The sequence below is a fragment of the Verrucomicrobiota bacterium genome (assembly GCA_038744685.1).
GTDB lineage: Bacteria > Verrucomicrobiota > Verrucomicrobiia > Opitutales > Puniceicoccaceae > Puniceicoccus.
On sequence record JBCDMB010000006.1, the window covers coordinates 39,841 to 65,966 of the forward strand.

General features: G+C 52.2%; 27 protein-coding genes and 1 tRNA gene. 14 read left to right on the forward strand and 14 right to left on the reverse strand.

Going from position 1 to position 26,126, the window contains the following annotated elements; all coding sequences use genetic code 11:
- Positions 1-38: 38 nt before the first annotated feature.
- Together AAGJ81_05460 and infC are read right to left on the reverse strand one after the other, a co-directional pair.
- Positions 39-1,022, reverse strand: coding sequence for an N-acetylmuramoyl-L-alanine amidase (locus AAGJ81_05460; GenBank protein MEM0965577.1), 984 nt, complete (start codon positions 1,020-1,022; stop codon positions 39-41).
- Positions 1,022-1,606: a translation initiation factor IF-3 gene (gene infC, locus AAGJ81_05465; protein MEM0965578.1), complete on the reverse strand. Its 585-nt coding sequence runs from the start codon at positions 1,604-1,606 to the stop codon at positions 1,022-1,024. The genes AAGJ81_05460 and infC overlap by 1 nt, the downstream gene beginning before the upstream one ends.
- A gap of 225 nt (positions 1,607-1,831) precedes the next feature.
- Here infC and AAGJ81_05470 point away from each other — a divergent pair, with 225 nt between their 5' ends.
- Together AAGJ81_05470 and AAGJ81_05475 are read left to right on the forward strand one after the other, a co-directional pair.
- Entirely contained in the window at positions 1,832-2,239 is a 408-nt protein-coding gene (locus AAGJ81_05470) for a biopolymer transporter ExbD (GenBank protein ID MEM0965579.1), read from the forward strand.
- Positions 2,240-2,242: 3 nt separating this feature from the next.
- On the forward strand, positions 2,243-2,689 hold the full coding sequence (locus tag AAGJ81_05475; GenBank protein MEM0965580.1) for a biopolymer transporter ExbD: 447 nt from the start codon (positions 2,243-2,245) through the stop codon (positions 2,687-2,689).
- A 49-nt stretch (positions 2,690-2,738) separates the two neighbouring features.
- Here AAGJ81_05475 and AAGJ81_05480 read toward each other — a convergent pair whose 3' ends face one another.
- Both AAGJ81_05480 and AAGJ81_05485 read right to left on the reverse strand, forming a co-directional pair.
- Positions 2,739-2,951, reverse strand: coding sequence for a hypothetical protein (locus tag AAGJ81_05480; protein MEM0965581.1), 213 nt, complete (start codon positions 2,949-2,951; stop codon positions 2,739-2,741).
- A 74-nt stretch (positions 2,952-3,025) separates the two neighbouring features.
- Positions 3,026-5,431, reverse strand: a complete 2,406-nt coding sequence (locus AAGJ81_05485; GenBank protein ID MEM0965582.1) for a hypothetical protein — start codon at positions 5,429-5,431, stop codon at positions 3,026-3,028.
- A gap of 30 nt (positions 5,432-5,461) precedes the next feature.
- Here AAGJ81_05485 and glgB point away from each other — a divergent pair, with 30 nt between their 5' ends.
- From glgB to AAGJ81_05500, 3 genes are read left to right on the forward strand one after another with little or no spacing between them, the layout of a single operon-like run.
- Complete coding sequence (gene glgB, locus AAGJ81_05490) at positions 5,462-7,708, forward strand: 1,4-alpha-glucan branching protein GlgB (protein ID MEM0965583.1); 2,247 nt, start codon at positions 5,462-5,464, stop codon at positions 7,706-7,708.
- A gap of 54 nt (positions 7,709-7,762) precedes the next feature.
- Positions 7,763-7,888 (forward strand): type B 50S ribosomal protein L36, encoded by a 126-nt coding sequence (gene ykgO, locus AAGJ81_05495; GenBank protein MEM0965584.1) that lies wholly within the window; start codon positions 7,763-7,765, stop codon positions 7,886-7,888.
- A 22-nt stretch (positions 7,889-7,910) separates the two neighbouring features.
- The gene (locus AAGJ81_05500) at positions 7,911-8,162 is read left to right on the forward strand and encodes a type B 50S ribosomal protein L31 (GenBank protein ID MEM0965585.1); all 252 of its coding nucleotides are present in this window, start codon (positions 7,911-7,913) and stop codon (positions 8,160-8,162) included.
- 236 nt (positions 8,163-8,398) lie between these two features.
- Here AAGJ81_05500 and AAGJ81_05505 read toward each other — a convergent pair whose 3' ends face one another.
- From AAGJ81_05505 to AAGJ81_05535, 7 genes are all read right to left on the reverse strand, one after another.
- Positions 8,399-9,199, reverse strand: coding sequence for a TorF family putative porin (locus AAGJ81_05505; protein ID MEM0965586.1), 801 nt, complete (start codon positions 9,197-9,199; stop codon positions 8,399-8,401).
- Between the two features lie 21 nt (positions 9,200-9,220).
- Complete coding sequence (locus tag AAGJ81_05510; GenBank protein ID MEM0965587.1) at positions 9,221-9,628, reverse strand: biopolymer transporter ExbD; 408 nt, start codon at positions 9,626-9,628, stop codon at positions 9,221-9,223.
- Entirely contained in the window at positions 9,625-10,203 is a 579-nt protein-coding gene (locus tag AAGJ81_05515) for a MotA/TolQ/ExbB proton channel family protein (protein MEM0965588.1), read from the reverse strand. Before AAGJ81_05515 ends, AAGJ81_05510 begins: the two co-directional genes overlap by 4 nt.
- 163 nt (positions 10,204-10,366) lie before the next feature.
- Positions 10,367-10,963, reverse strand: coding sequence for a 3-isopropylmalate dehydratase small subunit (gene leuD, locus AAGJ81_05520; protein MEM0965589.1), 597 nt, complete (start codon positions 10,961-10,963; stop codon positions 10,367-10,369).
- A 12-nt stretch (positions 10,964-10,975) separates the two neighbouring features.
- Complete coding sequence (gene leuC, locus AAGJ81_05525; GenBank protein ID MEM0965590.1) at positions 10,976-12,400, reverse strand: 3-isopropylmalate dehydratase large subunit; 1,425 nt, start codon at positions 12,398-12,400, stop codon at positions 10,976-10,978.
- Positions 12,401-12,543: 143 nt separating this feature from the next.
- The gene (locus AAGJ81_05530) at positions 12,544-12,984 is read right to left on the reverse strand and encodes a 3-hydroxyacyl-ACP dehydratase FabZ family protein (GenBank protein ID MEM0965591.1); all 441 of its coding nucleotides are present in this window, start codon (positions 12,982-12,984) and stop codon (positions 12,544-12,546) included.
- A gap of 71 nt (positions 12,985-13,055) precedes the next feature.
- On the reverse strand, positions 13,056-14,162 hold the full coding sequence (locus tag AAGJ81_05535; protein MEM0965592.1) for a hybrid sensor histidine kinase/response regulator: 1,107 nt from the start codon (positions 14,160-14,162) through the stop codon (positions 13,056-13,058).
- A 361-nt stretch (positions 14,163-14,523) separates the two neighbouring features.
- Between AAGJ81_05535 and AAGJ81_05540 the strand changes: the two genes are divergently transcribed.
- From AAGJ81_05540 to AAGJ81_05570, 7 genes are all read left to right on the forward strand, one after another.
- On the forward strand, positions 14,524-16,050 hold the full coding sequence (locus AAGJ81_05540; GenBank protein ID MEM0965593.1) for a glycine--tRNA ligase: 1,527 nt from the start codon (positions 14,524-14,526) through the stop codon (positions 16,048-16,050).
- A gap of 81 nt (positions 16,051-16,131) precedes the next feature.
- On the forward strand, positions 16,132-16,695 hold the full coding sequence (gene pyrR, locus AAGJ81_05545; GenBank protein ID MEM0965594.1) for a bifunctional pyr operon transcriptional regulator/uracil phosphoribosyltransferase PyrR: 564 nt from the start codon (positions 16,132-16,134) through the stop codon (positions 16,693-16,695).
- Positions 16,692-17,651, forward strand: coding sequence for an aspartate carbamoyltransferase catalytic subunit (locus tag AAGJ81_05550; GenBank protein ID MEM0965595.1), 960 nt, complete (start codon positions 16,692-16,694; stop codon positions 17,649-17,651). Before pyrR ends, AAGJ81_05550 begins: the two co-directional genes overlap by 4 nt.
- Positions 17,648-18,934 carry a dihydroorotase gene (locus tag AAGJ81_05555; protein MEM0965596.1) on the forward strand — a complete coding sequence of 429 codons (1,287 nt, stop codon included), beginning with the start codon at positions 17,648-17,650 and terminating at the stop codon, positions 18,932-18,934. Before AAGJ81_05550 ends, AAGJ81_05555 begins: the two co-directional genes overlap by 4 nt.
- 94 nt (positions 18,935-19,028) lie before the next feature.
- Positions 19,029-19,877, forward strand: a complete 849-nt coding sequence (locus AAGJ81_05560; protein MEM0965597.1) for a CPBP family intramembrane glutamic endopeptidase — start codon at positions 19,029-19,031, stop codon at positions 19,875-19,877.
- Positions 19,874-20,854 (forward strand): thiamine-phosphate kinase, encoded by a 981-nt coding sequence (locus AAGJ81_05565; protein ID MEM0965598.1) that lies wholly within the window; start codon positions 19,874-19,876, stop codon positions 20,852-20,854. Before AAGJ81_05560 ends, AAGJ81_05565 begins: the two co-directional genes overlap by 4 nt.
- A gap of 108 nt (positions 20,855-20,962) precedes the next feature.
- Positions 20,963-21,880, forward strand: coding sequence for a metal ABC transporter substrate-binding protein (locus AAGJ81_05570; GenBank protein MEM0965599.1), 918 nt, complete (start codon positions 20,963-20,965; stop codon positions 21,878-21,880).
- A 40-nt stretch (positions 21,881-21,920) separates the two neighbouring features.
- Here the strand turns inward: AAGJ81_05570 and AAGJ81_05575 are convergent, their stop codons facing one another.
- From AAGJ81_05575 to AAGJ81_05585, 3 genes are read right to left on the reverse strand one after another with little or no spacing between them, the layout of a single operon-like run.
- Positions 21,921-22,832 carry a TIGR01777 family oxidoreductase gene (locus AAGJ81_05575; GenBank protein MEM0965600.1) on the reverse strand — a complete coding sequence of 304 codons (912 nt, stop codon included), beginning with the start codon at positions 22,830-22,832 and terminating at the stop codon, positions 21,921-21,923.
- A 58-nt stretch (positions 22,833-22,890) separates the two neighbouring features.
- Positions 22,891-23,679, reverse strand: coding sequence for a DUF2817 domain-containing protein (locus tag AAGJ81_05580; GenBank protein ID MEM0965601.1), 789 nt, complete (start codon positions 23,677-23,679; stop codon positions 22,891-22,893).
- Positions 23,676-24,839 (reverse strand): PLP-dependent aspartate aminotransferase family protein, encoded by a 1,164-nt coding sequence (locus AAGJ81_05585; GenBank protein ID MEM0965602.1) that lies wholly within the window; start codon positions 24,837-24,839, stop codon positions 23,676-23,678. The genes AAGJ81_05580 and AAGJ81_05585 overlap by 4 nt, the downstream gene beginning before the upstream one ends.
- 302 nt (positions 24,840-25,141) lie before the next feature.
- Between AAGJ81_05585 and AAGJ81_05590 the strand changes: the two genes are divergently transcribed.
- Together AAGJ81_05590 and AAGJ81_05595 are read left to right on the forward strand one after the other, a co-directional pair.
- Positions 25,142-25,921: a hypothetical protein gene (locus tag AAGJ81_05590; protein ID MEM0965603.1), complete on the forward strand. Its 780-nt coding sequence runs from the start codon at positions 25,142-25,144 to the stop codon at positions 25,919-25,921.
- Positions 25,922-26,037: 116 nt separating this feature from the next.
- Positions 26,038-26,114: transfer RNA gene (locus AAGJ81_05595), tRNA-Pro, on the forward strand.
- The last annotated feature ends 12 nt before the right edge of the window (positions 26,115-26,126 follow it).

The window sequence follows — 26,126 nt, forward strand, 5'->3', positions numbered from 1 at the left end:
CGAATCCCGGGAAACGGACAAGCGGAAACAGGAAAAGCCTACGGCGATGTTTCAAGCCGCATCAAGGTGCGCCGGTATCGCAAAACTCCCTGAGTGACGGCGTCAGCCAAACGGTTGAGAAAGGCTGGTTGTTTCAAGAGTAGAGCGGTCTGCGAATTCGACAGGAATCCCAATTCGAGAAGAGCACCCGGAGAATCCAGGTCTTCTAAAACCGTGAAGCGAGCCCGCTTCAGACCTCTATCCGGAAGACCTGTCCCTTTCACCATCTCGCTCTGGATGTAGAAACCGAGCAAGGCATTCCAGTGATCATTTGCATTCCCGGGGTAGCCCCGCCTGTCCACAGGTTCCACATTTGTTCTCCCCGAAGATGGATCACCACGAAGGGTATAAACAAAAGTCTCTACTCCTCTTACCGACGGGTTTGCTGCGTTAAAGTGAATGCTGAGAAAAATGTCTGCCTGGAGACGGTTCGACGATTCCGGTCGATCGTCCAATGGAATGAAACGATCGTCTCTTCTCGACAGCCGAACCTCAAATCCCTCAGCGGAGAGTCTTTGCGCAATCAATCGAGATACCGCGAGCGCCAAATCCTTCTCCTGAATACCCATCGCGGAATTTACCGCTCCGGGATCCTTCCCTCCATGTCCGGGATCGATTACTACCTTCCGGTAGCCCGGTGAATTACCGACGACCCTTGGCATGAGGATTGGCTTTAGCAAACGTTCCCAATCATCGGTTGAAAGATAAAGCCCTCCCCGGCTCTGCCATACAGGGTTTCCCAGGAAGATCTTTAATCCGTTCAGCCACATGATCCTCGAAGCCGCTTTAAAGTCGAGCACGACCCATTCACCCTTCAAACGTACTTCCCTCTCGCTTTCCCCAGGCCCCATCTTCAGGCCAAGGTCCTTAGCAATTTTTGACAGCCCGATGAACTCGGGTCTGTCCGGTTCCTGAGCGGTAACCAAACACGCCAGAAACAGGAGACCAATCACGATTCCGGGAACTTTACCCGGGCGAACCATCACTCGACTTCTTCGGAACTAAATCGCCTTTTCCGGCGGCTTGACGGAAGAGGCGAAAGAGTCACCGAAATGTTTCGTCCCGCCAAGCGTGGGTCATTGTCAGCGGCCGCCATCGTATCGAGGTCGTCAATCGCTCTTTTGATCGTTTCAAAGCCCAAGTCGGTGTGTTCCATTTCCCGTCCTCGGAACATGAGAGTCAGCTTGAGCTTGTTCCCCTTATCGAGGAAATCCTCAGCACGGCGAATCTTGGTCAGGTAATCATGGGTATCGATTTTAACCCTGAACTTTACCTCTTTGAGTTTCTGCGAGGTGCTCTTCGACTCTTTCTGCTTCTTGCTCTGTTCGTACATGTATTTCCCGAAGTCGAGAATACGGCAGACCGGAGGACGCGAATTCGGTGCTACTTCAACGAGATCGAGCCCAACGCTCTTCGCCAAATCGAGGGCATCTTTCGTCGGCATGACACCAATCATTTTTCCCTCTGGACCAATTACCCGGATTTCGGGGACGCGAATTCGATCGTTTCGCCTCGGGCCGGTTTGAACCGAACGCCGATGCCGGCTGGAAGATGGGATCCTGCCCATTCAGGAAGCCGGGGTCATAGAAAACAAGCCTGCACCCGGACCGATCCGGGCGGAGGCAAGAGAGCAAGGAGCTGCACAAGATATCATTGACCTTCCACCTTGCGTTGACCGTTCGATCAGTTCAAACCCAAATTCTCCCCTTCTCAAAAAACTGAGGACTCCTCTTACGATCTGTTTTTTCTTTCCCTGGGCACTAGTTTTGCTCTCAATTCAGGCGTGGTAAGGATGCGAAAAAAGGGCCCGGAGCCCGAGGAGTTCCAAATGGCTCCGATGATCGACATGGTCTTTCTACTTCTCGTTTTCTTCATGACGGTCAGCACCCTCGCCCAAGCCCAGAAAAGAGTCCCTCTGGATCTCCCCGAGAGTCTAGAGGCAGAGGTCCCCGACGATCTTTCCAACCGGACTCCGATCTCAGTGAAAGCCGATGGCACCGTGTACTGGGGTGCGACGGAAACTGAGCTGGAGGTCGTGACAGAACGGCTCGAATCTCTCCTTTCCGACGAGCCTGAGCTGCAGATCCAGCTGCGAGCCGATCGGACTACCCCTTTTTCCGAGGTGAAGAAAGTTCTCGAGGCTTGTGCGGAAGCAGGTGCCTACGAAGTAATCTACTCGACCTATGAGTCGGGCTCTTGAGTCATGGCCCGCCTGAAGAAAAAGAAGCAGCCGAAACCGGAGATCCAAATCGCTCCGATGATCGATTGTGTCTTTCTCCTTCTGATCTACTTCATGGTATCGGCAACCTTGGAAAAACAGGAAGCTGATCTGTCCTTTCAGTTGCCTGGAACCATTGAGCAAACGGAAGCACTCGAAATTCCGGATGAACAGATTATCGAGATTCGTGAAGACGGGCAGGTCATCGTCAATGATTTCGCCTACGATTCACCCGATGCAATTCAGCTGATCGAGCTGACGGCGATGCTCACACGTTTCAAGGAAACCTCCTCAGCGAACCAAGTTGAAGCGATCGTCACCATTTCCCCTGCCGATTTGGCTCTACACGAAACGATCGTCCGCGTCATGGACGCTTGTGCGATCGCTGGAATTGACTCCGTTAACTTTGCGTTAGGGGATACGGAGACCTAGAGGGCGGGCTCAACCCTCAAGAGTCGGGGCTCAAGCCGATTTGAGGAACCTACCGGTCATCTTCCACACGAAAGATTGGCTCAGCACCTTCTTCTCGAGCTCGGGTATTTTCCTGTGTGATTTGATCACGCAAAGAACCTCCGGTCTCATCTCCCTCTGCTGCGTCGATTAGCGGATCCGCTTTAATTCCGTATTCAGAGTTCGACGCACAACCCAAAGCGAAAAGAGCAAAGATGAAAGTAAGAAGAACGCCACGCATCATGGATCAGAGAATGGCTGCTCTGTCCTGAGTACGCAAGCTTGAGAAGTCGAAGCGACTTCGTCGATAAAAGCGTATCAAAACAGAAGACTGGTCACCGAAACATTGAACTGAAAATCACTCTCCCGAGTATCGTCACGTCGAAAAATCACTCTGGTCTCTAACTCCCATGCGTTACCCACACGTCGACGCCACCCGTAAGACTGTTTCGTGATCTTCTGGCTCTGGCCATTGTAACGCATCTCAAACAAGAATCGGTTTTTTCGATTAAAGGCGATCGAAGCATCCCAAAGTAGTTGATTGACCTGGCGTTGCAGTGACTGGAAATACCAGCGGCTATCCCAACGGTCACCGTCTCGCAACGCGAGTCCAGGAACCAGTTCCGTTAGCGTTAAACGATTGGTATCCAAACGGGTAAACAAGTCGAACGAGACCCAGCTTGCTGGCTTAGCGGAAGCGACCACCATTGAGTTGTTGGGTCGGCTCGACCCTTCACTTCGCCCTTCGATCCAATCTTGGTAAACCGAAATTGCACCCAAGGCACGCAACTGACCCGGTTCCCCGTAGGTTCCCGCAAGAATCCGATTCTCCCAACCAACTCGAAGGATCTGCTCCGCACCGGGATCGGACCGGTAGATCAGGTTGGTAAAGCCAAGGGGATCGACTCCGCTAGTATAAACGTCCGGCTGGATCTGCGGTATCTCGTCAACTGCCAATCCGGAAAGTGGCAAGTATCGATACCCCAAGACAGGCCTCGTCTGGTGCAATAGTCCATCGACGTTCCAAACTCTACTCTTCGTATCCCACCGTCGGTTGAAATCGAGGCCTGCATCGAAACCTACCTCAAATAGGGTCGAGGATCCTTCTGAGCCGGTTGTGCTGCCAGAAAAGTTTTCATACACCCGTTGCCTCACTCCCGCTACGGGTTCAATCGTCACCCAGGAAGCAGTTGGTAAAACCGTGCTCAGCCGATAAGCCGCTTCCAGTCGATCGGCTTCGGCCTCGGTGGAGTTGTCTGAGTCTGCCCTGCGAAGCCGACCGTAGCCAAGCCAACCCTCCTGGACGATATCCGTTTTGCCCAGTGGGAGAGGATTGAGAGCCACCGAAACGGAAGGGATCGCCTCGATTGACTCCGTCATATCGAGAGTCCGGAACCGACCGAGGGCCGAGAATGAAAACGGTCCGAACGGAACAAAAACCTCGGAGAAGGAATCCGGAGCGAAATAGCGACTTTCGAGACCGGGCCGAAAATCTCGTAAGACCTCGGTATCAGACCGAGCCTCAAACTGATTCACGAAACTCCACGAGCCACGACGGTTTCCCAAACCCTGCGCCAAGGCATACCCCCGGGAAGAACCGATTGGATCTCCGAACCGGTCCACTCCTCTCAAACTCGATCCTCCCCGGTCCGAAATATATCCGCTGAATAACGATCCGCTCGTGTAATACTCTCCGCTTTCTGAAGACCGCTGCCACGAAAAATTAGGGGACAACATGACGCCTCTTTTGCTGTAGAGGGAGACTTCCGGCATGAGGTAAAATGTGGGAGATACACTGAAACCGAGACCGATTTCGGCATAGGTCCCCAGGTTATCGCTAAAACCACCCCCAAGATCGAAGCGAATTCCCAGGTCCCAGTCACGAAGCCATGCGCGAGGAAGGTAAAGGATAGGAACAGGACCCACTCCGAGCGTCACTCCGTAGAGTGAAATATATTCTTTACCTCGCGCATGACGGATTTCTCGGGCCGAAATCCGCGGTCCCCAGTCAGACGGCTCACTCAGGTAGACGGTAGCATCCGTCAAGGTTGCTCCAACGACATCACCGCTGACTGAGTCCGCTTCTAGAAGGAAGACTCCACTCCCTGCGGCAACACCCTCGGCAGCCAATGATCCTTCCTCAGTGGCCACGACATCAAGTTTCTCGGCAATCATTCGACCCCTTGGAAATCGAGCAGCCACCCTACCATCGGCCTGAATCGAACGATCAGCGATCCCGAGACTTCCCCGATGGGCCTCGAGAATAAAAGGAGCGTCGCCGTAAGATCTCGGCCACCAGGCCTCAAAAAAGTCCCCTCTGCCCTGCAAGTCTGGATCGACAAATTCGGCCTCCAGGTTGTCCAGAACCATACCACCGCGGAGGAGGATCAGCCCTTCTCCACGATTCCAGACGACCTCACCTGCTTCCATTCGATAGGGACCGTAGGCCGCCTCGACCGGACCCGTTGCAGAGATTGTATCCGTCGAGAAATCATAATCCATTGTCCCGGATGAGAGAAACCGAAGTGGTCCCGATGGCAGCTCTGGCTCATCCGAAGCCGAAAGAGAACCAAGGGCACCTCCGACCACCAAAAGAGAGCACAAGACAAAACGAATTCGTATCCATTCTGTGGAGATCGCGAAAATTATCTGAAGAAAAACGACCTTGGCGCCAAGACCAGACTCTCCCCTTCGCGAAGGGGAATGTATTGAAGTGCCAATCATTCCGTGTCTATAGTTCAACCATTGCGCGCAATGCGCTCCAACCCTAAAGCTATCGATATGGCAGATTATTCTCTCCCGAAAAAGGCTCTCTCCCGCATTCTCAACGCTGCCGAAACCGCTCCTCACGACATACTTGGAATGCACGCTGCTAGCAGTAAGGGAGAAAAAGGAGTGGTAGTGAGGGCCTTTCTCCAAAATGCCGATTCTTGTCAGGCAGTCATTGTCGAGAACTCAGGGGAAGAGGTTCGTTTCCCACTCAAAAAGATCGACGAGAACGGCTTTTTTGAGGGTTTCTCAAAAGACATCACTGAAGTCACTCCCTACCGGCTGCGGACCGAGCAACCGAACGGTGAGGTTCGGCAATTTTTCGATCCCTATGCCTTCCTTCCCACCCTTGGAGAACAGGATCTCTACCTTTTCAACGAAGGCAACGAGCACTTCATCTACAACAAGCTCGGCGCCCATGTAAAAATTATCGAAGGGGTCCCCGGCGTGTCCTTCGCGGTCTGGGCACCAAGTGCTAGACGCGTCTCCGTCGTGGGCGATTTCAATCAATGGGATGGACGCTACCATCCCATGCGGGCCCTTGGAAGTTCCGGTGTATGGGAACTGTTCATTCCCGGTCTCAGCGAAGGAACTACCTATAAGTTTGAGGTTCACGGAGCCGACGAAGGACTCACCCTTAAGACCGATCCATACGGAACCCGCTTTGAGCCCCCGCCTCACAACGCTTCGATCGTTTGCGAAACGAGGGGCTTCAAATGGACGGATCACGAGTGGGTGAACTCTCGGTCGGATAAAAATTGGAGGCAGGAACCTATCTCGATTTACGAGGTTCATCCGGGTTCGTGGAAGAGGGTAGCGGAAGATGGAAACCGGCCTCTCACCTATCGAGAGATGGCCACCGAGCTGGCTGACTACGTCAAGGAAGAGGGCTTTACACACGTTGAGTTTCTCCCCCTCGCAGAACATCCGTTCTCCGGTTCCTGGGGTTACCAAGTCACCGGCTTTTTCGCTCCAACTCATCGTTTTGGTCCGCCAGAGGATTTCCAGTTCTTGGTCAATACATTCCACGAAAAGGGAATTGGAGTGATTGTAGATTGGGTTCCGGGACACTTCCCCAAGGACAGTTTCGGACTCGCTCGCTTTGATGGCAGCGCCCTTTACGAACACGCAGATCCAAGGCAAGGCGAACACCGCGACTGGGGGACTCTGATTTTCAACTACGGACGCCATGAAGTTCGAGCTTTTCTCATCGCCTCTGCCCTCTCATGGTTTGACCGGTTTCATATTGACGGCCTCCGCGTCGATGCAGTCGCCTCCATGCTTTACCTCGACTATTCGCGCGAGGAAGGTGAATGGATTCCCAACCAATATGGAGGTCGGGAGAACATCGAGGCGATCGAGTTTCTGCGACAGGTCAATGACCTCATCCACAACTACTATCCTGGAGCCATGACAATCGCGGAGGAATCGACCGCATTCGGCGGAGTGTCCCAACCGACCTCTGACTACGGCCTAGGATTCGACTTCAAGTGGAACATGGGCTGGATGCACGACACGCTTAGCTACTTTTCCAAGGATCCAATCCATCGGAAATATCATCAGAACGAGCTTACCTTTGGGATGCTCTACAACTATTCCGAACATTTCGTCCTCACCTTTTCCCACGACGAAGTAGTCCACGGAAAACAATCGATGCTCCTCAAAATGGGCATGTGGCACATCCCGGAGAAAGCCGCCAATCTGAGGGCGCTTTATGCATTGATGTGGGCATGGCCTGGCAAGAAAACCCTGTTTATGGGTTGCGAATTTGGACAGTCATCTGAGTGGCGCTACGACTCCTCCCTCGATTGGCATCTGCTCGAGTACCAGGATCACTATGGTATTCGTGATCTGGTCCGGGATTTGAACCACCTCTACCAGACGGACCGCACCCTTGCGGAAACCGACCACAAACCAGAGGCCTTCCAGTGGATCAACTGCGACGATTCGGCAAACAGTGTGCTGAGTTTTGTTCGTCTTTCGGATAAGGAGCAGGGTTCTTACCTTGTGGTTGGGAATTTTACTCCCGTAGAAAGGCCCGGTTACAGAGTTGGAGTGCCTTACCCTGGCTTTTGGCAGGAATGCCTAAACTCCAATGCTTCCGAGTACGGTGGCACAGGAGCTGGAAACAACGGTGGAACCCACTCGGAAGCGATACCGTGGGATGGACGCCCGCACAGTATCGGAGTCAATCTACCGCCTCTCTCCGTCACCTATTTCCGATTGAATTAGCGCAAAAGCTATTGACACTAGCGCCGAAAAATTGATCCTTTCCCGTTTTTCGCCATGAAAGTCGTCTCTTCCATCAAGTCCCTGAAGCACCGTCATCCTGACTGCCAAGTGGTTCGTCGGCGCGGTCGCATCTACGTTATTTGCAAGACCAACCCTCGCTTCAAAGCCCGCCAGGGTTGATTTACCAAAGAGAACAAGACCGATGAAAAAAGACATCCATCCCGACTACGGTCCTACTTGCTTTGTCGACGTTTCGACCGGTAATCGCTTCCTCACTCAGTCGACCGTTAAGGCTGACAAGACTGAGGACATTGATGGCGTATCGCACAAGATGATTATCTGTGACATCACTTCTGACTCTCACCCGGTTTTCACCGGTGAGAAACGGTTTGTCGACACGGCCGGGCGGGTTGAAAAATTCCAGAAGAAATTCAGCCGCGGTCGGCGCGGGTAGTCTTCCGCCGGTAAAGATGTGGCGGAGATTTAATCCTCCGTTACGAGCGGGACAGGGTCTTATTCATCGACGATGGAGTCCGTCTGAAATTCTAGGTGATCGAGGCGTAAAGCCTCATCCTACAAAATGACTCTGTAGAAGAGGGTTCATCCCTCGAGAAAAGAGCCGCGCCAACAGTCCTCGGTGGTTGGCCTTATAAGCAACCGCGTCGCTAAGTGCTCAAGGGTGGGATACTCTCAAAACCCAAAGCTGACCGAAGCACCCCAATACAAGAAATCAGTGTATCCGCTGTCTTCCCGTCCTGAGTAACGCACTCCCAACGAGGCGCTGGAGGCCACGTTGATTTCATAGATCAGATCTAAATAGGTCAAAAAATACACGTAACTGTTTCTCGGCTCTCCCGGAACCTGATCGCTATTGGCATCATTCTCCTGTGCGGCACCCGCATACAATCCTCCCCTGAGAAAACTCCTTTCCGCAACCTTCACTCGATGGGACAAGGATGCCTCGACGAGAAACTGCTCAAAGGTGAAGTTATAAAAGGCAAACAAACCGGGTTGCAGGGGTAAATCTGCAAAGACCCCGAGGAAAGGCTCCTTCTCACGATTCGGAGTCGCACCCTCATCTGGATACCAGTAGTAGGTGAATCCCGCCGTAGCTGCAAAAATCGGTGAAAGCGGCACACTGTATCCGGCGTAAATATTCACCTCATCAGAGGCATCTCCTCCAATATCCTGGCTGGCCCAAACTCCAATATAGACATCTCCGGAACCAAGAGGGTGCCCTGCTTCAAGACTGGGTTGAAACGACTCGTCTCCCTGTTTCTCCCCTCGGAATACATACTCGGATTCAAACGAAAGAATAGTGGAAAGGGACAGGTTCTGCAAAGGATCGTCCTGGCCATGGAGCGGGATGAACCCAAGGAAAATCAAAAGAAAAAACCACCGAAACAACGTCAAACTTCGAACTTCCAACATCCAACTTCCAACACCACCTCGACGCTCAACGTTCAAAAGTCGACGTTCGACGCCAGCCATCCTTGTTCCTACCTCCATCTCCTACTCTGTCTCCCGCGATTGAATTCGTATCGCGTTCAGGTTGGCTTGACGCGACCAATCCATGACCTGGGTAACGATCCGCAGCGGCGTTTCCTCATGTGCTGCCAGCAGGACTTTTCGGTCAGGATTAGCCTGACCAGCCAACCGTAGGGCAGTTTGCAAACTGTCAGCATCGACCGCCTGCTCGTTGAGGAAGAAATCACCGTTTTGGTCGACCACTAAACGCAGGTCACCACGAGATTCGCTCGTTCCAGCGGTCTCAATCTCAGGAAGCTCGAGGTTAAGCACCTTTTGATCCCTAAACTGCATAGTCATTAGGAAAAAGAAGATTAAGACCATCAGAACGTCGACCAAAGGAACGATGTTGATCTCGGCCCTTCGCTTCCTTGTGCGGGAACGAAGGCTCATTGAACCTCTCCCGAAGACGGCTTCGCAACCAGATGCTCGACGACAACTTCGAGACGCGCTGCATGGGTATCCACGCGACGATTGAAATACGCCGAAGCCACTAGAGCAGGGATTGCAATAGCAAGCCCAAGGATAGTCGTCGTTAAGGCCAAGGAGATTCCCGCCACGAACTGCTCTGGGTTGGGGATCCCTGGCTGCTCCGAAAACGTCGCAAATACCTCCACCAATCCAGTAACCGTGCCAAGAAGGCCGACTAAAGGAGCCGCGCTAACCACGAAGTCGAGGATGAAAAGCCCACGCTCCAAACGGGTGACCTGCAGCTTGGCGAAAGCTTGGAAGGTCTCTGGAGTCGGCGAATGTTTCAGATAAAACCGAACCAGCTCCGCAGCGATTGACCGATCATTTTCCCGAAGCTCCGGCAATTTCCCCTCAAAGAGCGAGGCCTTCTGATAGCTCGGAACAACCGCAGCTTCCCGGAGGACAATTAACCTCTCGACGATAATAACACCCGCCAGAATGGAAAAGGCGCCGAGAGGATAAAGAAAGTAACCAGCTTCTTGGAGGAACGATAGCATCCGACAGCGATCATCGATTTCACACGGCTACCGTCAATGGGAAACAGTGGAGACTGGCCCCTCGGTCGATCGGTTCCTCGTTTTTCGGTTCCTGTCTTTCAACAATAGACGTTTAGCGTTCAAAGTTCACTATCCCGGAACCGGGATAGTTTACCTCCAGCCACTAAACGTAAGGTAATGCCTCAGCGACTGCGTCGACTCCCTTCTCGTTCTCGAGAAGCTCTGCAATCGCATCCCATCGGCCTTCAATCAATCCATCTCGAGCCGACGCGGGGATATGCCCATCGTACACCTTGTCACCCGCATGAACCGTTAGGTTTTCCACGTGAAGGGTGATTGGAGTCTGATGATCTTTTTCAAGCATTTCCGAAATCTCGAAGAGACCCGCCCTATTGAGCGTCATACATGGCATTCCGAGCGTAATTGAATTTCCAAAGAAAATTTCCGCAAAACTCTCTGCCAATACGCCCCGAAAACCAAAGCGATAGAGCGACTGCGGAGCGTGTTCACGGGAGCTCCCACACCCAAAGTTCGCCCCAGAGACGAGGATGGATGCATCCCCGTAGCGTTCATCGTTCAATATGTGGTCTTTGTCCCTACCATCCTCATGTTTTCGAACATCATAGAACGCGTAGTCTCCAAGACCGTCAAAAGTAACGCACTTCATGAAGCGAGCCGGAATGATCCGGTCCGTATCAATATCGTCACCCATGACGTGAACGCCCAACCCGTGGATTTTGGAAATTTTTTCTAGTGCCATCTTCTTATCCTCCTAAGCTGCTGACTGACTGATTTCAAATAGCTCTCGAGCGTCAGTAATCTCTCCAGTTACTGCTGCTGCGATTACCATTATTGGGCTCATGAGCATGGTTCTCCCGGTCGGACTTCCCTGCCTTCCCTTGAAGTTACGATTGCTGGAGCTCGCGCACAGTTGATTCCCAATCAGCTTATCGGGGTTCATAGCCAAGCACATAGAACACCCTGCCCCTCTCCATTCGAAACCTGCGTCTGAAAAGATTTTGTTGAGTCCCTTCTTCTCGGCGATCGAGGCTACCACCTGCGAGCCGGGAACAACGATCGCCTTCACCCCTTTAGCGACTTTTCGGCCTTTCAGGTAATGGGCCGCTTCCTCCAAATCTGACAACCGTCCGTTGGTGCAGCTACCGAGGAAAGCCACGTCGATAGGAGTTCCCGCAATCGGCGCACCGGGCACCAGTGACATGTGCTCAATAGCTTCTTCGGCCGTGCCACGGTCTTTTTCGGGAAGCTCTGATGGAATTGGAATATTCTGATCCACGAAAATCGCCTGCCCCGGAGTGATTCCCCAAGTCACGGTTGGCAAAATATCTTCACCACGAATATTGACGACATCGTCGTAAACACAGTCTGGATCAGAACGAACCGACTTCCAACGCTCGACTGCGGACTCCCAATCCTTAGGGGCGTAGGGCCGGCCCTTCAGGTACTCGAAAGTAGTCTCATCCGGATTTACATATCCGCATCGAGCACCGCCCTCGATCGACATGTTGCAAACCGTCATTCGCTCTTCCTGAGTAAAGTTATCAAAGACATCTCCACCGTATTCGTAGGCGAAGCCAATTCCCCCATTCACTCCTAGAATGCGGATGATGTGCAAGATCACGTCCTTCGCGTAAACCCCGGGGGAAAGTTGACCATCAACGTTGATCCGGCGCACTTTCAGCTTGGACATGGCAAGGGTCTGGGTAGCCAGAACGTCACGCACTTGGCTTGTTCCGATTCCAAATGCGATCGCTCCGAAAGCACCGTGGGTCGACGTATGCGAATCCCCACAGGCAATCGTCATTCCCGGCTGAGTGATTCCCTGCTCTGGACCTATAATGTGAACGATACCCTGTTTGCCAGAATCCGTATCAAAGAAAGTAATGTTGTTCTCACGACAGTTCTTCCGCAGCTCCTTTATCATCGCATCAGCGAGATCGTCGGAATAGGGTTCCATTCGTTCATCAGTGGGAACGATATGATCCACAGTTGCGAATGTGCGGTGTGGGTAGCGGACGGGGAGGTCAAGATCCTTGAGCATGCCGAAGGCCTGAGGACTTGTGACCTCGTGGATCAAGTGGGTGCCGATGAGAAGTTGGGAGCGTCCGTCGGAAAGTTTACCAACCTCGTGGGCGTCCCACACTTTTTCGAAAAGACTTTTGGGTGTGTGTATCATGAGAACCCTGAAACCTGACCCAATTGAGACAGTTTTGCAACTCAGATTCGCCAGAGCCACGAGCAGACTAAAGCCATGTTCAATGAATTCGTAAGCTATTCACCAATAATTACTTAAAAACTATACTAGGGATCTCGAATCGACTATTCGTCAATCAATGCTAGTGCAAAAGACAAGGTGGCCGCCTTCCGGGCAGCATTTTCGATCACCGCGCTCAAAAATTCAAAGCGAGAGACCGTCTCCTTGTGTGTGACAGTTATTCGAATACGGTCTCCCGGTTTCACCATCGACTTGAACCGCGCGTCGGTGATCCTCGAGAGCACTGGCGTCTTCCCTTCGATATCTTGACCACTCTCCTCAAGGCGGTGAACCAGCAAAACGGCCGCAGCCTGAAAGGAAGCTTCGCAAATCAAAACACCGGGCATGATTGGGTTTCCCGGATAATGGCCGGCGAAGTGTGGCTCCTCAGCACGGATCTCTCGTTCGGCAATGATCTTTCCTTCTTCAATGCCAACAATCTCGTCTATAAATAAAAAAGGCGGACGGTGGGGGATGCGGCGTTTGATCTCTTCAGTTGAAAGCATGTCCGTATTCTTCGGTTTTTTTGAAAAATGCAAAGACAGGAATGCTTAGCTGCCAAAAAAGCTAAACCAGCCTACTCCTCTGCAGTCGCCCGAGAAAGCTCCTCTAACGAAAAAGGTTTTTTCAACCTTCCCGTGAATCCGAACTCTTCCGGGTGATTCATGACCTTCGCGGTGTCCTCCCCCGAGCTGATGAACAGCTTTGCTCCAGTCTCAAACTTACGGATTTCTACTGCGGTTTCCACTCCGCCAAGGCCACCGGGAACGCGAAGGTCGAGAACGACGAGAGAAAACGGGTCTCCCTCTTTCACCGATTCTTCAAAAAGACGAATGGTTTCCCGCCCATCGACAGTCGCCGAAACCTCCCAGCCCAAATAGTCCAACATTTCCTCGACGATCTGCAGGACCAATGGATCATCATCGAGAACCAGTGCACGCCCGGCAGCACCATGGCCAAGACTCCTAGGTAGGCGGGAGCGCGGATCGATCTTCTCCAAACCCGGAAGCCGCACGAGAAAAGTGGTCCCTCCGCCTTCTCCCGAATTCAAAGTGATCTCACCTCCGATTCGATCCAGCCATTTCCTGGCAGACGAAAGCCCAATCCCAGAACCTTTCTTTCGGGTCGAAAACCCAGGTTCGAAAATGCGCGAAGCGATTTCTTCTGAGATTCCCGGCCCATCGTCCTCAATCGTGACCCGCAAAATCGTCGCATCGTCCTTCCGTCGGTTAGGTCCCTCCCTCTCAAAATGCACCCGGATACTTCCACCGCCCGGCATAGACTGGACGGCATTTGTGAAAAGATTGTTGAACAACTGCCGCAAAGGAACCACTTCAGCACGAACCAGTGGCAGCTTGTCCTCGTAAGTAAGACGCAACGAAAAACCCTCCGGAGGAATGCAAATGCCAATCGAAGTTCCAACTACATCGAGAACCGACAAATCCTGAGGTACGTGTCTCTCATTTGGCCGCAATGCCATTTCAGCCAAACTCGAGGCACCTTGTAGGATGTTTTCCACTGCACCCAAAGACTCGATTACTGGAACATTACCTTCCGCCCGGCGACGTGCCAGCGATAGATGTCCAAGAGCCCCAGTTAAGATATTTTTGAGGTCGTGGATGAACACACTGCTTTCATTTAGTCCCTGCCCTTCGGAAGGAAAGTCGTCCTGAGAAGACGTCATATTTCTAATCACATTTTACCACGAAGTATCCGCGCAAAGTTTTACCTTCTCCCAAGATCTCTTACCAGTGGTTTTTTCTCAAAATGTCCTACTGGGTGTAACTAAACCCACGGGGTAGTATGGAAAACACACTACTCCACTGGTGCGGACTCAAGTCCGCTCTCCATCGTGATGGTCTTGAGGAGCGCGGACTTGAGTCCGCATCAGTATCATTAGCCCGATACCCCGCGCTTTTAGTTACACCCGTCCTATTGGAAGTTCTCTCCTCTTTTGACGTTGATTCACAAAGGAAGAAAAAATGAGGAGTTTCGTCTAAGCCAGAGCTTGAAGCCTCCTCATGGGTTCGGCTTACTAAGCCTTTATGTCAGAACCAAACTCCACGCCATTTACTAGCGTTACTATGGACGAGATCATCGCCCTCTGTAGGCGTCGCGGATTCGTTTTCCAATCTTCCGAGATCTACGGCGGTATCAACGGCTTTTTTGACTATGGACCCATGGGCGTCGAACTCCGGAAGAATATCAAGGATGCATGGTGGCAGGATATGGTTCACCGCCGCGACGATATCGTTGGAGTCGATTGTTCGATCATCATGCACCCAAGAGTCTGGCAGGCGTCTGGCCATGTGGATGGATTCTCCGATCCGATGGTGGACTGCAAAGAAACCAAAATGCGATTTCGCGCGGACCAATTCTTCTTTGCGCCCGTCTTGGTCGAAGGGGAAACCATCGGTTACGTGTCGGTGTTGGAAGACGCTGGAATGGCAGATGAAGCGGGACAGAAAGCGAATGAGTTGAAACGAAAACTCTCTAAAGCAGGTGAGCTTGCTCCACTTTCTTTAAAACCTTACACGGAAGCAGATCCTGCCGAATACGATTTAATCCCATCACCTGCGACGGGAAAACCGGGCAGCCTAACACCGCCGAGGGATTTTAACCTCATGTTCGAGACGAACGTCGGCGCAATTCGCGATGATTCGTCGCGCGCCTATCTTCGCCCGGAGACAGCACAGGGAATCTTCGTGGAATTCAAAAATGTCGTAGATACCGGTCGTGTTAAAGTGCCCTTCGGAATCGCTCAAGTAGGACGATCCTTTCGAAACGAAATTACGCCGCGTAACTTCATTTTCCGCTCTCGGGAGTTTGAACAGATGGAGATGGAATACTTTATTTCTCCCGACGAAGAGGAATGGCCCAAAGTCCATCGGGAATGGATCGATTGGTGCCGCGAGTGGCTACTTTCCATTGGCCTGACAGCCGAAAAGATCGGCGAAGACGTTCACCCGAAAGAGAAGCTGGCCCACTACTCCAGAGCCTGCACCGATCTCACTTTCGAATTTCCGTTCGGCGTTCAGGAACTGTGGGGTATCGCCGCTCGCGGAAACTTCGATCTCACCCAGCATCAGGAGCACTCCGGCAAATCGATGGAGTATTTCGACGAAGCTCGAAAGGAGAAATATATTCCTCATGTCATTGAACCTGCCGTCGGAGTGGACCGTATTTTCCTCGCAGTTCTTTGTTCCGCCTACACGATCGACGAAGTTGGCGGAGAAAAGAGAACCGTGTTGAAGTTCCATCCGCGACTCGCACCGATCAAAGCTGCGATTCTTCCCCTGGTTAAGAATAAGCCGGAAATTGTCGCTAAAGCTCGCGGTCTCTATGAACGGCTCCAAAGGCGTTTTCCCGTTTACTTCGATGCTGCAGGTGCCATCGGACGGCGCTACCGGCGTCAAGACGAGGCGGGCACGCCTTTCTGTCTGACCATCGACTTCGACACGATCGAGAAAGATGGATTGGTTACCATTCGGGATCGAGACACTTGCGAACAGGAGAGGGTGGAAGAGAACGAAGCGATTGAGCGAATTTCGCAGGCAGTCTACGGGAGATGACTGGCCTTGAGAGCCACTTGGAGTCCACCTCCTCCAAGACGAGACTCGACAAGCTGCTTCGGCTCCTCATCTATAAGGACCGTGCCAGCTGCATTTGAGGAAAACACTCCAGCCGTCGAAATAGTACACCGGGGCGAGGAGGTATTTTCTCTGGTTTCTGATTTAGCCAATCAGATCTTGGCACACGGAGAGGTCGATCCCGACCTTGTGGTCATCGGAATTGCAGACGGTGGAATCGCGCTTGGCAATCTTGTCCGTCTTCTCCTTGAAAAACAGACTGGAAACTCATTTCCATACGGGATCATAGAAACCTCCTTCCACCGGGATGATATTGGCCGCAGACCGATACCAATGGTGGTTCAATCGACGGAGATTCCAGTAAACATCGATGGAAGGCCCATTCTCCTCGTCGACGATGTGATCGCTTCAGGAAGAACGATTCGGGCCTCAATGAACGAAATTTTTGATCAGGGTCGCCCAGACAGTATCCGACTCGCCATCCTCTTCGATCGAGGCGGGCGAAACATCCCGGTTCAGCCCGATTTTCTCGCCAAAAAGATTTCGGTTGCCGATGATCGATCTCTGGTAGTTCAGATCAACGAGGAAGACCCTTCCCGCCACCAGATTGAGCTCCATCCTCGATGAAATCCGAATACGAATGGACTCGCCGTAACCTGATCGGTATCGAGAATCTCACCCCGGAAGAGGTGACCTTCATCCTCGACACAGCGGTCTCATTCAAGAAAACGATGGGCCGGAGTGTGAAGAAGCTCCCATCCCTTCGCGGCAAAGTCGTGGCAAACCTGTTTTTGGAACCGAGCACCCGCACACGTGTCGCTTTCGAGGTTGCCGCGAACCGATTGAGTGCCGACGTCCTGACGGTTTCCGGATCCTCCAGTAGTATCACTAAAGGCGAAACTCTTCGTGATACTGCTCAAAACATCGAAGCCCTCAAGGCAGACATGATCGTGATTCGGCATTCAGCTCCCGGATCACCTCTCTATCTGAGCCAGTTGGTGGACATCCCTGTGGTCAACGCTGGAGATGGCGCTCATGAGCACCCTACCCAAGCGTTACTCGATTGTTTTACGCTTAGAGAAAAAATTGGATCACTGGAAGGGAAGAAGGTAGCGATCCTCGGCGACATTCTCTTTAGCCGTGTCGCACGATCTAACATCTGGGCGCTCCGCAAACTTGGAGCTCACGTGACATTGGTTGGTCCCTCTACCCTTGTTCCCGGCACCTTCGAATCGATGGGCGCAGAGGTGAGCCATGATCTTCGATCAGCCCTGACTGATGCTGATGCTGTCATGCTTTTACGGATACAGCACGAACGCCAATCGCAGATGCACTTCCCTTCTCTTGGAGAATATACCAGTCTCTTCGGCTTGAATCGCGAGCGCACTTCATGGCTAAAGCCCGAGGCTGTTATCATGCATCCGGGGCCCCTGAATCGAGGGGTAGAAATCGATTCCGATCTGGCGGATTCGTCCCGCTCGGTAATCCTGGATCAGGTAACCAACGGAATCGCCGTGAGAATGGCAGTCCTCTATCTGTGCGCAAGTGCCGACGAATGGCAGAAACGGGAGGCAGTTTTATGAGCGTGGAACCGCTCATTATCGAAGGGGGGAGAATCGTGGATCCCTCATCAAATCGTGACGAGGTCGGAGACCTTTTTTTGCGCGACGGAGTGGTTTCAACCCCGTTTGCCCGCGACAAGGCCCGCGTCATCGATGCGAAGGGCAAAGTAGTGTCCCCAGGACTCGTGGACATACATGTTCACTTTCGGGAACCTGGACAGACTCACAAGGAAGATGTGGGTTCGGGCACAAGAGCCGCTGCGGCAGGTGGATTTACTACTGTCGTGTGTATGCCCAATACCTCACCACCCTGCGACAATCCGGCGACGATTCGATACATCAATAACGCCATCGCCGAGAATGCTGTAGTTAAAGTCCACACTACCGGATGCCTGACCAAGGGAATGGAAGGAGATTCTCTCGCGCCAATCGGTTCACTGAAAAAGGCAGGGGTAGTCGCGGTCACTGATGACGGAAGATGCGTTCAGAACAATGCGTTGATGCGGCAAGTGGCGACCTACTCAGAAATGTTTGACCTACCGGTAATGGACCATTGCCAAGACACCTCACTCACCGAAGGGTCCGTGATGCACGAGGGTGACTGGTCCCTCCGACTCGGACTCAAAGGATGGCCAGCTGCTGCAGAGGATATTATTGTCTCCCGAAATATCATACTTTCTGAGCTTACTCGTGCTCACATTCACATGCAGCATGTTTCGTCTGCAGGTTCGGTTTCTCTTTTGCGCCGGGCGAAACAGAGAGGCGTTGCAGTAAGCGGCGAGGCGAGCCCCCATCATATCTCCCTGACCGACAAGTATCTCGGAGGCTACGATCCGGTCTTTAAAATGAATCCTCCTCTGCGATCAGAAGATCACCGGCTTGCTCTCATCGAGGGCCTTCGGGACGGGACTTTGGACTGTATTGCGACCGATCATGCACCCCACCGAAATTACGAGAAGGATGTCGAGTTGGACAGTGCGCCCTTTGGGATCACGGGTCTGGAAACTTCCCTTCCCGTCTGCCTCGAAACACTCCATCGCTCTTCCGGTTTTTCTCTTTCAGAAGTGATTGACCTGATGACCCGCAAACCAGCGGGCTTACTTGATCTACAGGCAGGCACACTATCCGAAGGGGCCGACGCTGATGTCACGATTTTTGATAGCGAGAAAGAATGGACGCCTACCATTGACGGTTTCCAAAGCCGGAGCGATAACTCGCCCTGGCTCGGGCAAACTCTCAGAGGCCAAGTAGAGACCACGATAGTTCAAGGACGCATCGTTTACGAAGACGGAAAGATCCTCTGAGGGCAGGAAATGATTTCCGAATCGTTTTCGACTATGTCTATCCTCTGTACTCGCAAACCGATTGTGAAAGGTAACACCGGATTCAGGAAGGTTTATGGAAGGTGAAGCTACGATCAGCCCAATAAACGCAATTCTCTTTCTCCTGATCTTTTTGGGTGCGATCATTGCCTATTTGCGCCCGGTCAAGAATCACTACCAAAACCAAAATGGCTGGGACAGGTGGGCCTTTTCGCTAGCCGACATCCTTCTCATCCTCTTCCTGGCAGTCGTTCTTCTAATTCTTGCTCCATTTGCAGGGATGACCTTGGTGGACCTGATCAAGGAAGAGGGGACCAATTATGATCAGTATGTTTCGATCGGCGCTACCTTTTTGATGCAAGTTGGCTTAGTGGCCATTATTCTTGGCTTTGTCCACAAACGTGGGTGGTCGATCATTGGTTTTTTTCGACAGGATGGATTGCCGTTCTGGCCCGCTTTTTGCCAGTCTATGCACCTGTTTCTGCGCTACTTGCCCCTTGTTTGGTTAACTGCAGTTTTTTGGGGGATGCTTCTTTGGGGAATCCAGCAGTTGGGAATCGGAATTCAACCGGCGCCACAGGTTGCAGCCGAGTGGATCGCAAATGCTGAATCTGTTGGATATATGTTCACTCTTGGACTCATGGTAGTCATTGGTGCACCGATTTCAGAGGAACTCGTCTTTCGCGGATTCCTTTACAGATTCCTCCGTGAAATTGGTCCTGCAAGATTGTCACTGATCGTCTCTTCAATCCTCTTTTCCCTGATTCACGCAAATTTGCAGAATTTCCTTCCGCTTTGTATGATCGGGCTGCTTCTAGCCAAAGTTTACGAAGACACTAAGGATATTCGGACCCCGATACTGTTCCACGCGTTTTTCAATCTCTTCTCGTTTCTGAACCTTATCGCCCTTCCGCAGGACCTATGAATCCTTTTGCTCAGACCCAGCTTGATCGTGTGGATAGATTCGGAGAGGAGCAACTTGTCCATTTCATCAAGGAGTGGTTGGCCGATGCTAGTCCGGAATCTCCTCAAGGTATTGGAGACGACACAGCAGTCCTTCAGGTGCCTTGTGGCCGAAGCCTTCTGCTGACCACTGACAGCCTAACCTACACAGTCCACTTCGACGATACCGCATCGCCTGCACAGGCGGGGGCTAAATTGCTCAAACGCAATTTAAGCGATATTGCCGCGATGGGTGGATCCCCATTGCATTCGGTGGTAGCGATCACTTGCGGGGCAGACCTTTCCGTTCAGTGGCTTGAAGGATTCTTTCACGGATTGAGAGATGCTGCGATTTTGACAAAGTGTGAAATAAACGGGGGCGACCTTTCCCAGGGTGCTGAAGGGACTTTCACCGCCACTTTGAGTCTAGTCGGTCAGGCTGAAAAGCCAATCTACCGCAAAGGAGGTTCCGCTGAATCTTGGGTTTGGGTGACTGGATCTCTCGGTGGAAGCATCCTTGGCCACCACCTCAGTTTTCAGCCCCGGCTTAAAGAAGGCCAGTGGCTCGGCAAAAACGAAGCCGTCACTGCGATGATGGACGTAACAGACGGCCTCGCCAGTGATCTTCCGAAAATGCTTCCAGAAGGACTGCGGGCAAAACTGGACCTCTCATGCATTCCAACCTCTGACGAAGCGCGGGCAGCCGCCCAGGATACAGGCAAACCAGCAGTTTGGCATGCGTTCACGGACGGTGAAGATTATGAACTTCTCTTCTTTACGAAACCGGGAATCGATCACGTGGCGTTTGAGGAGGCTTGGAAGGAAGATTTCAAGATACCCTTAGCTGCAATAGGAACACTTGAAGAGGCGACGAGCCAGAAAGGCTCTTCCTCAAACCTCATCGTTGACCTTGATGGAAGACCGGTGTTCTCGGAGGGTGGGTTTACCCACTTCGAGTAAAACCGTATGGCCCGGGCAGTATTTATCACCCTTTCCCTGTTCAAGATCGCTTCATCGGTAGTACGCAATTTTCATTCACCGCAAAGAACTTTGAAGTAAGGAAGACCAGTGAACCAGATTCAAAAACGTTTCTTTCTCCCCGCATTGCTCACCGTAGGAACGCACCTTTCCTCCTTTGGTCTTGAGATTGCCACCCTTCATCCCCTCTTGGCAGACATGGCCTCGCAAATTGGCGGAGAGAAAGTCCAAGTGATCGAGTTGATCGGAAGGTCGGATGATCCGCATGATTTCACGCCAAGCCCCAGCACTCTGGCGAAGGCAAGCTCTGCCAGATTAGTGGTCGCATCCGGTAAGGGAATGGAGTCCCATTACCTCGAGGAATTGAAGGACAACCTCTCACCCCAACAGATTGTCTTTGAAGCGGGAGGAAGAGTCTACTCCATCAGGACAGACCCGGTGGAGTTTGGGACCGACCATCACCACCATGATCACGAAGGAACCATCGATCCACACTGGTGGCACGACCCAGACAATATGAGGCAAGCTTCCCGTGAGCTCGCGAACGTGATGAGTTACATCGATCCTCAAAATCGCGACCTCTACATGGGAAATTTGCAAAGCTACCGAAATGAACTCTCTCTTCTCGATGACTGGATCGAAGAGCAGGTTGCCTTCATCCCCAAGGAGAGGAGAATTCTCGTCACCCCCCATTTAGCCTTCGGCTACTTCTGCCGAAAATATGATTTCACCCCGGTTGCCGCAAAAGGTTTTCAAAATGAACAAATGGTCTCCCAAAGAGAGCTGGGCGAAATCCTGAGATACCTGAAAGAAAATGATGTTGCCGCTATTTTTACGGAACGAGGGATGAATCCGAAGTTCATTCACTCGTTGGCAAAGGAAGCGGGACTCCCAGTAGGCGGAGCTCTCTATGCGGATGGCATCGGGCTTCCAGAGAGTTCAGGCTACGTCGATATGATGAGATCTAATGTTGAAACCATCGTCACTGCGTTGCGGAAAGGAATGTGAGGACCTCTAGCCACTTGCCCGGTCTCAGAGTAATTTGAAATCAGGCTAGCAGATCTTCGAGTGCTTCTTCCAAATCCGAGTCCTGAAATTCGAAACCGTCTGAAAGCAGGGCTGCAGGAGCTGCATCCACTCCTTCGATAACCGTCAAACGCCCCATCTCTCCAAAAGCAAGGCGGATTGCCATTTTGGGAACAGCAAGAGACGCAGGTTTTCCAAGCACCTTCGCCAGTGCTTTCGTGAAGCTCTCGTTGGTTGCAGCTTTGGGAGCAACCACATTAATCGGCCCAGTCAGTTCCGAGTCAAACAACAGGTAGCTGCATACCCTCTTGTAGTCCCCAATCGAGATCCAGGGGAAAGGCTGCTTACCCGTTCCGATTCGTCCGCCTAGCCCTTTCGAGAATACAGGCAACAGTTTGGCCAACGCACCGCCCAAAGGAGAAAGAACAACGGCCGTTCTCAAAAGGCACACGCGGCTGACCAGTGGATTTGCCTTTGAAGCTTCCGCTTCCCAATGCAGGCAAACCCGCGAGAGAAAATCATCGCCTACGTCTGCCTGTTCGTCGAGACGCGCACCCATCTCTGTCGAGGGGTAGTAATTGATTCCGGAAGCAGATAAGAAGACTCTTGGTGGTGTCTTGAGTTTCGCAAATGAACGCACTAGCAAACGCGTAGACTTCACCCGACTCGAGTAAATCCGCTCACGCACCTCGCCAGTCCATCGCTGGGCGATAGGCTCACCCGCTAGATGAACAACAGCGTCCAGCCCCTCCAAGGTAGCAATGTCGATCTTCTCGTTCTCCGGGTCCCAGAAAATTCCGTTTCCATCATCCTTTCGACTCACGGTCAGAACCTCGTGCCCTGCTTCCTCCCATTCCTTGCGCAACTCGCGTCCGATGAGACCTGTTCCTCCCGTTATCGCGATCCGCCAAGGCTTCTGGTCGACTTCTTTCATCTCGATCAATTCTCTAAAAAAATCCTTCGTCGCAAGTCGGAAGCGCCAGTCACGTGTCTTACACCTTCCACGAATCGATAGAACCAAACGCCCGCAGGCACAGACCCAAGGCCCTGACTCTGTTCTCAAGTTTCTGGCTACTCGGGGTCTCGATTGTGTAGCTCATAGCCGTGTGATGATTCATTAGATAAACTTGTTCCGGCCAGTATTCACGGAGTTGGGGATCGCTCGAAGGGTGAATGACTCCCGGGCAATAAGTCTCCCAACCGTCGATCGTATCGCCAGATTCAATTCCGACCGAACTGCTTAAGCCCTCCAGTAGATGGTTGCGAGGATTCGGGCGATTTTCTGTATTGTGCTCGTAAATGTAACCTGCAGAAGCCTCCCAGTCTTCATGCAATCCCAGTGCTGCCCAGAAGTGCCAACCAGAAGCACTGAGAAAGTGCCGGTGAGCCCGCGCTTCCTCGGACTCCAAGAGGAGGTAGTCACGGTTTAAATCAATACCGTCGTCCGTCTCCCGGGTTGCTTGGCTTAGGCCAGTCGGATTGATGACCGGAAAGATCACCCAACCGACTTCGCGGTTGAATCCGTCGTCGGACAACACTTCCTCGATCGCCAGTGGCCCTGCCGGCTCATCCCCGTGAACACCTGAGGAAACGTACAGTATCTTTTCTCTGGAAAGATCACGCGAAAGCACGGGAAGCCGAAAGCCCTTGATTTCGGCAAAAATAGAACTCTCAAATCCACACTTCTGCGCCAGCCGTTCGATCTGATGAAGATAGTCGGCTACGTCGATCCTTTCCTCCTCCGGCACATCCTTCCGGCCTGTGTTCCGACTCTCTGTCATTGACGCGCTGCGTCGAGGGCTTGAGCCAGGTCCGTCAGCAGATCTCCAATCGCCTCGATTCCAGGCGACAGGCGAACCAACTCAGGAACCAGTCCGGCAGACTTCTTCTCTTCCTCTTCAAGGGATTTGTGGCTCATCGAATAGGGAAGTTCGATCAAAGACTCGACACCGCCGAGACTGACTGCCAGCTGGAACACTCGAACCGCCTGAACAAAACGAACAGGGTCTACCAAGTTAGGATTTAGCGTGACCGAGAGCATTCCACCCGGTCCGGTTTGCTGCCTCTTTACGAGATTCTTCCAAGGAAAACCGGGCAAGCCGGGATAGAACACTTGATCCACTTCCTCTCTCTCCGAGAGAAAACGAGCAATCTCGCTGGCATTTTCCTGATGGGCCCTCATTCGAGCTCCCAGGGTCTTGATTCCCCTTAGCACAAGCCATGCGTCGAATGGCCCCTGCCCCAAGCCTGCCGAGGAAACGATAAACTCTAGCTCCTCAGCATAAGTTTCATCCCGACAAATGATCGCTCCCCCGACAACATCGCTGTGCCCGTTGAGATACTTGGTCGTCGAATGCACAATTATGTCTGCGCCTAACTCGAAAGGACGCTGGAAAACCGGCGTAAGAAACGTGTTGTCCACCACGGAAATCAACCCGTTCTCCTTTGCCAGAGCTGTCGTCGCAGCGATGTCGACCATCCTCATCATCGGATTGGTAGGAGTCTCAATCCAAATCATCCGCGTTTCCGGACGGACCGCAGCTCGGATTTCCTCATCGTCTTCCATCGGCACGAGAGAGAAATGGATCCCAAAGCGGTTCAGTAACCGCAAGAAAAGCCGCAAAGTTCCCGCGTAAGCATCACGCCCGCAAATCACATGATCTCCTGACCTCAGAAGATAAAGAACGGCCTGTATCGCCGCCATGCCACTTACGCAGGCCCAAGCTCGATGGCCACCCTCAAGGCTGGCAAGATTTTCCTGCAACGCGTCCCGTGTGGGGTGATTGCATCGCCCGTAATCAAAGTGCGGCGTTTCACCAGGAGTGGGAAAGGCAAATGTGGAAGAGGGATAGATGGGCGTGGTAACCGAACCGTGGGTCCCATCCTTATAGACCCCGGCATGAACCGCACGGGTGTCCAAACTGCCTTTATCCTTACTCATACCCCTTTCTAGGAGTAGCACCTGTCTCTGACCAGCCGAATCCTAACGATGGATCTGATAGGAAAATCGACCGAATCTAACAGATTCTACCGACCAGAGGCGGACACCGGAAGTTTTACGCCTCCCTGGTGACTGCAATAAGTTTTCGTCCCTTTTATATTCAAAGTAAACTGGTAAACAGTTGTCCCGCGCGATAACGACTGCACCTGCGGCAAGGAGACTCTGCACGAGGAGAAACTCCTATCTTAAGAGATCTTTCAAGGGTTGCCCAGACGTTGAATTCAAACCATAGTCAGGATCCCATGAAAAAGGTACTCCTCTGCGCCCTCCTCCTCTCGCCCAGTTTTTCCAATCCTGCAATAGGCACAACCGTTGAACTCGTCGGTTTTCATCTGGGAAGCGAATACTTCATCCTGACCGAAGAGATCAACTCGGACGATTTTCGTGCACGGCAGATTATTTTTGTCCTCAAATGCTCCTTCAACGAAGGCCAGATCAGCGGTATTGATGAAGATTCTGTCCGCCTTCGTGTGATTCCCAAAGGCTCCACTACCGGTATCTCCTATTCCGCAGGTGACCTTTCCGTTCTCGTTACCGAAGTTCTCGATGACCGAACTGCCCTCATCCAGATTGCTTGTCCTTACGATGTAAATGTTCTTGGGACCGAAGCGGAATTCAGCGGTCAGATCAGAGTCATTCTCGAAGAAGAGGAGAAACAATCCCGTCCGATTCCGCTGCGTCTCGAACCGGGATTTGAAGTGCAGCTAGACAGCTTTCCGATACTTCTTTCCGGAGTAGAAATTCCAAAGAACTCGCCTTACCCGCTCGCCATGACTTTCCGGATGTCTCAGGGGAACACCGACCGGAACTACTCCGTCCAGTTTTTCGATGAAAAAATGCGTCCAATTGTGTCCGACCGCAGCGACTATGTTGTCGACGATATCCACGAAGCCACCTACAACCTCCAGAAGAAACCAGCGGACGTCTTCGCGGTATTTACCTACGTCGGTGTATCCAAGAGTTCTATGGTCGAATTCAACATCGAATGCGACCTCGGGCTGGTCAACCTGACCATGGAGTAGGCTTTTTAGGGTCCAGTCCCCTGGGTTCTTTCGCGCACAGTGTAATCCCAAGCGGATCCCAGCATTAAATCGCTTGCAACAGTCTCAATTTTCCGTTGTCTACCCCTTTTTGGCAACGGGGTGTAGCGCAGTCTGGTAGCGCATCTGCTTTGGGAGCAGAGGGTCGCTGGTTCGAATCCAGTCTCCCCGACCAATCCTCATTCGC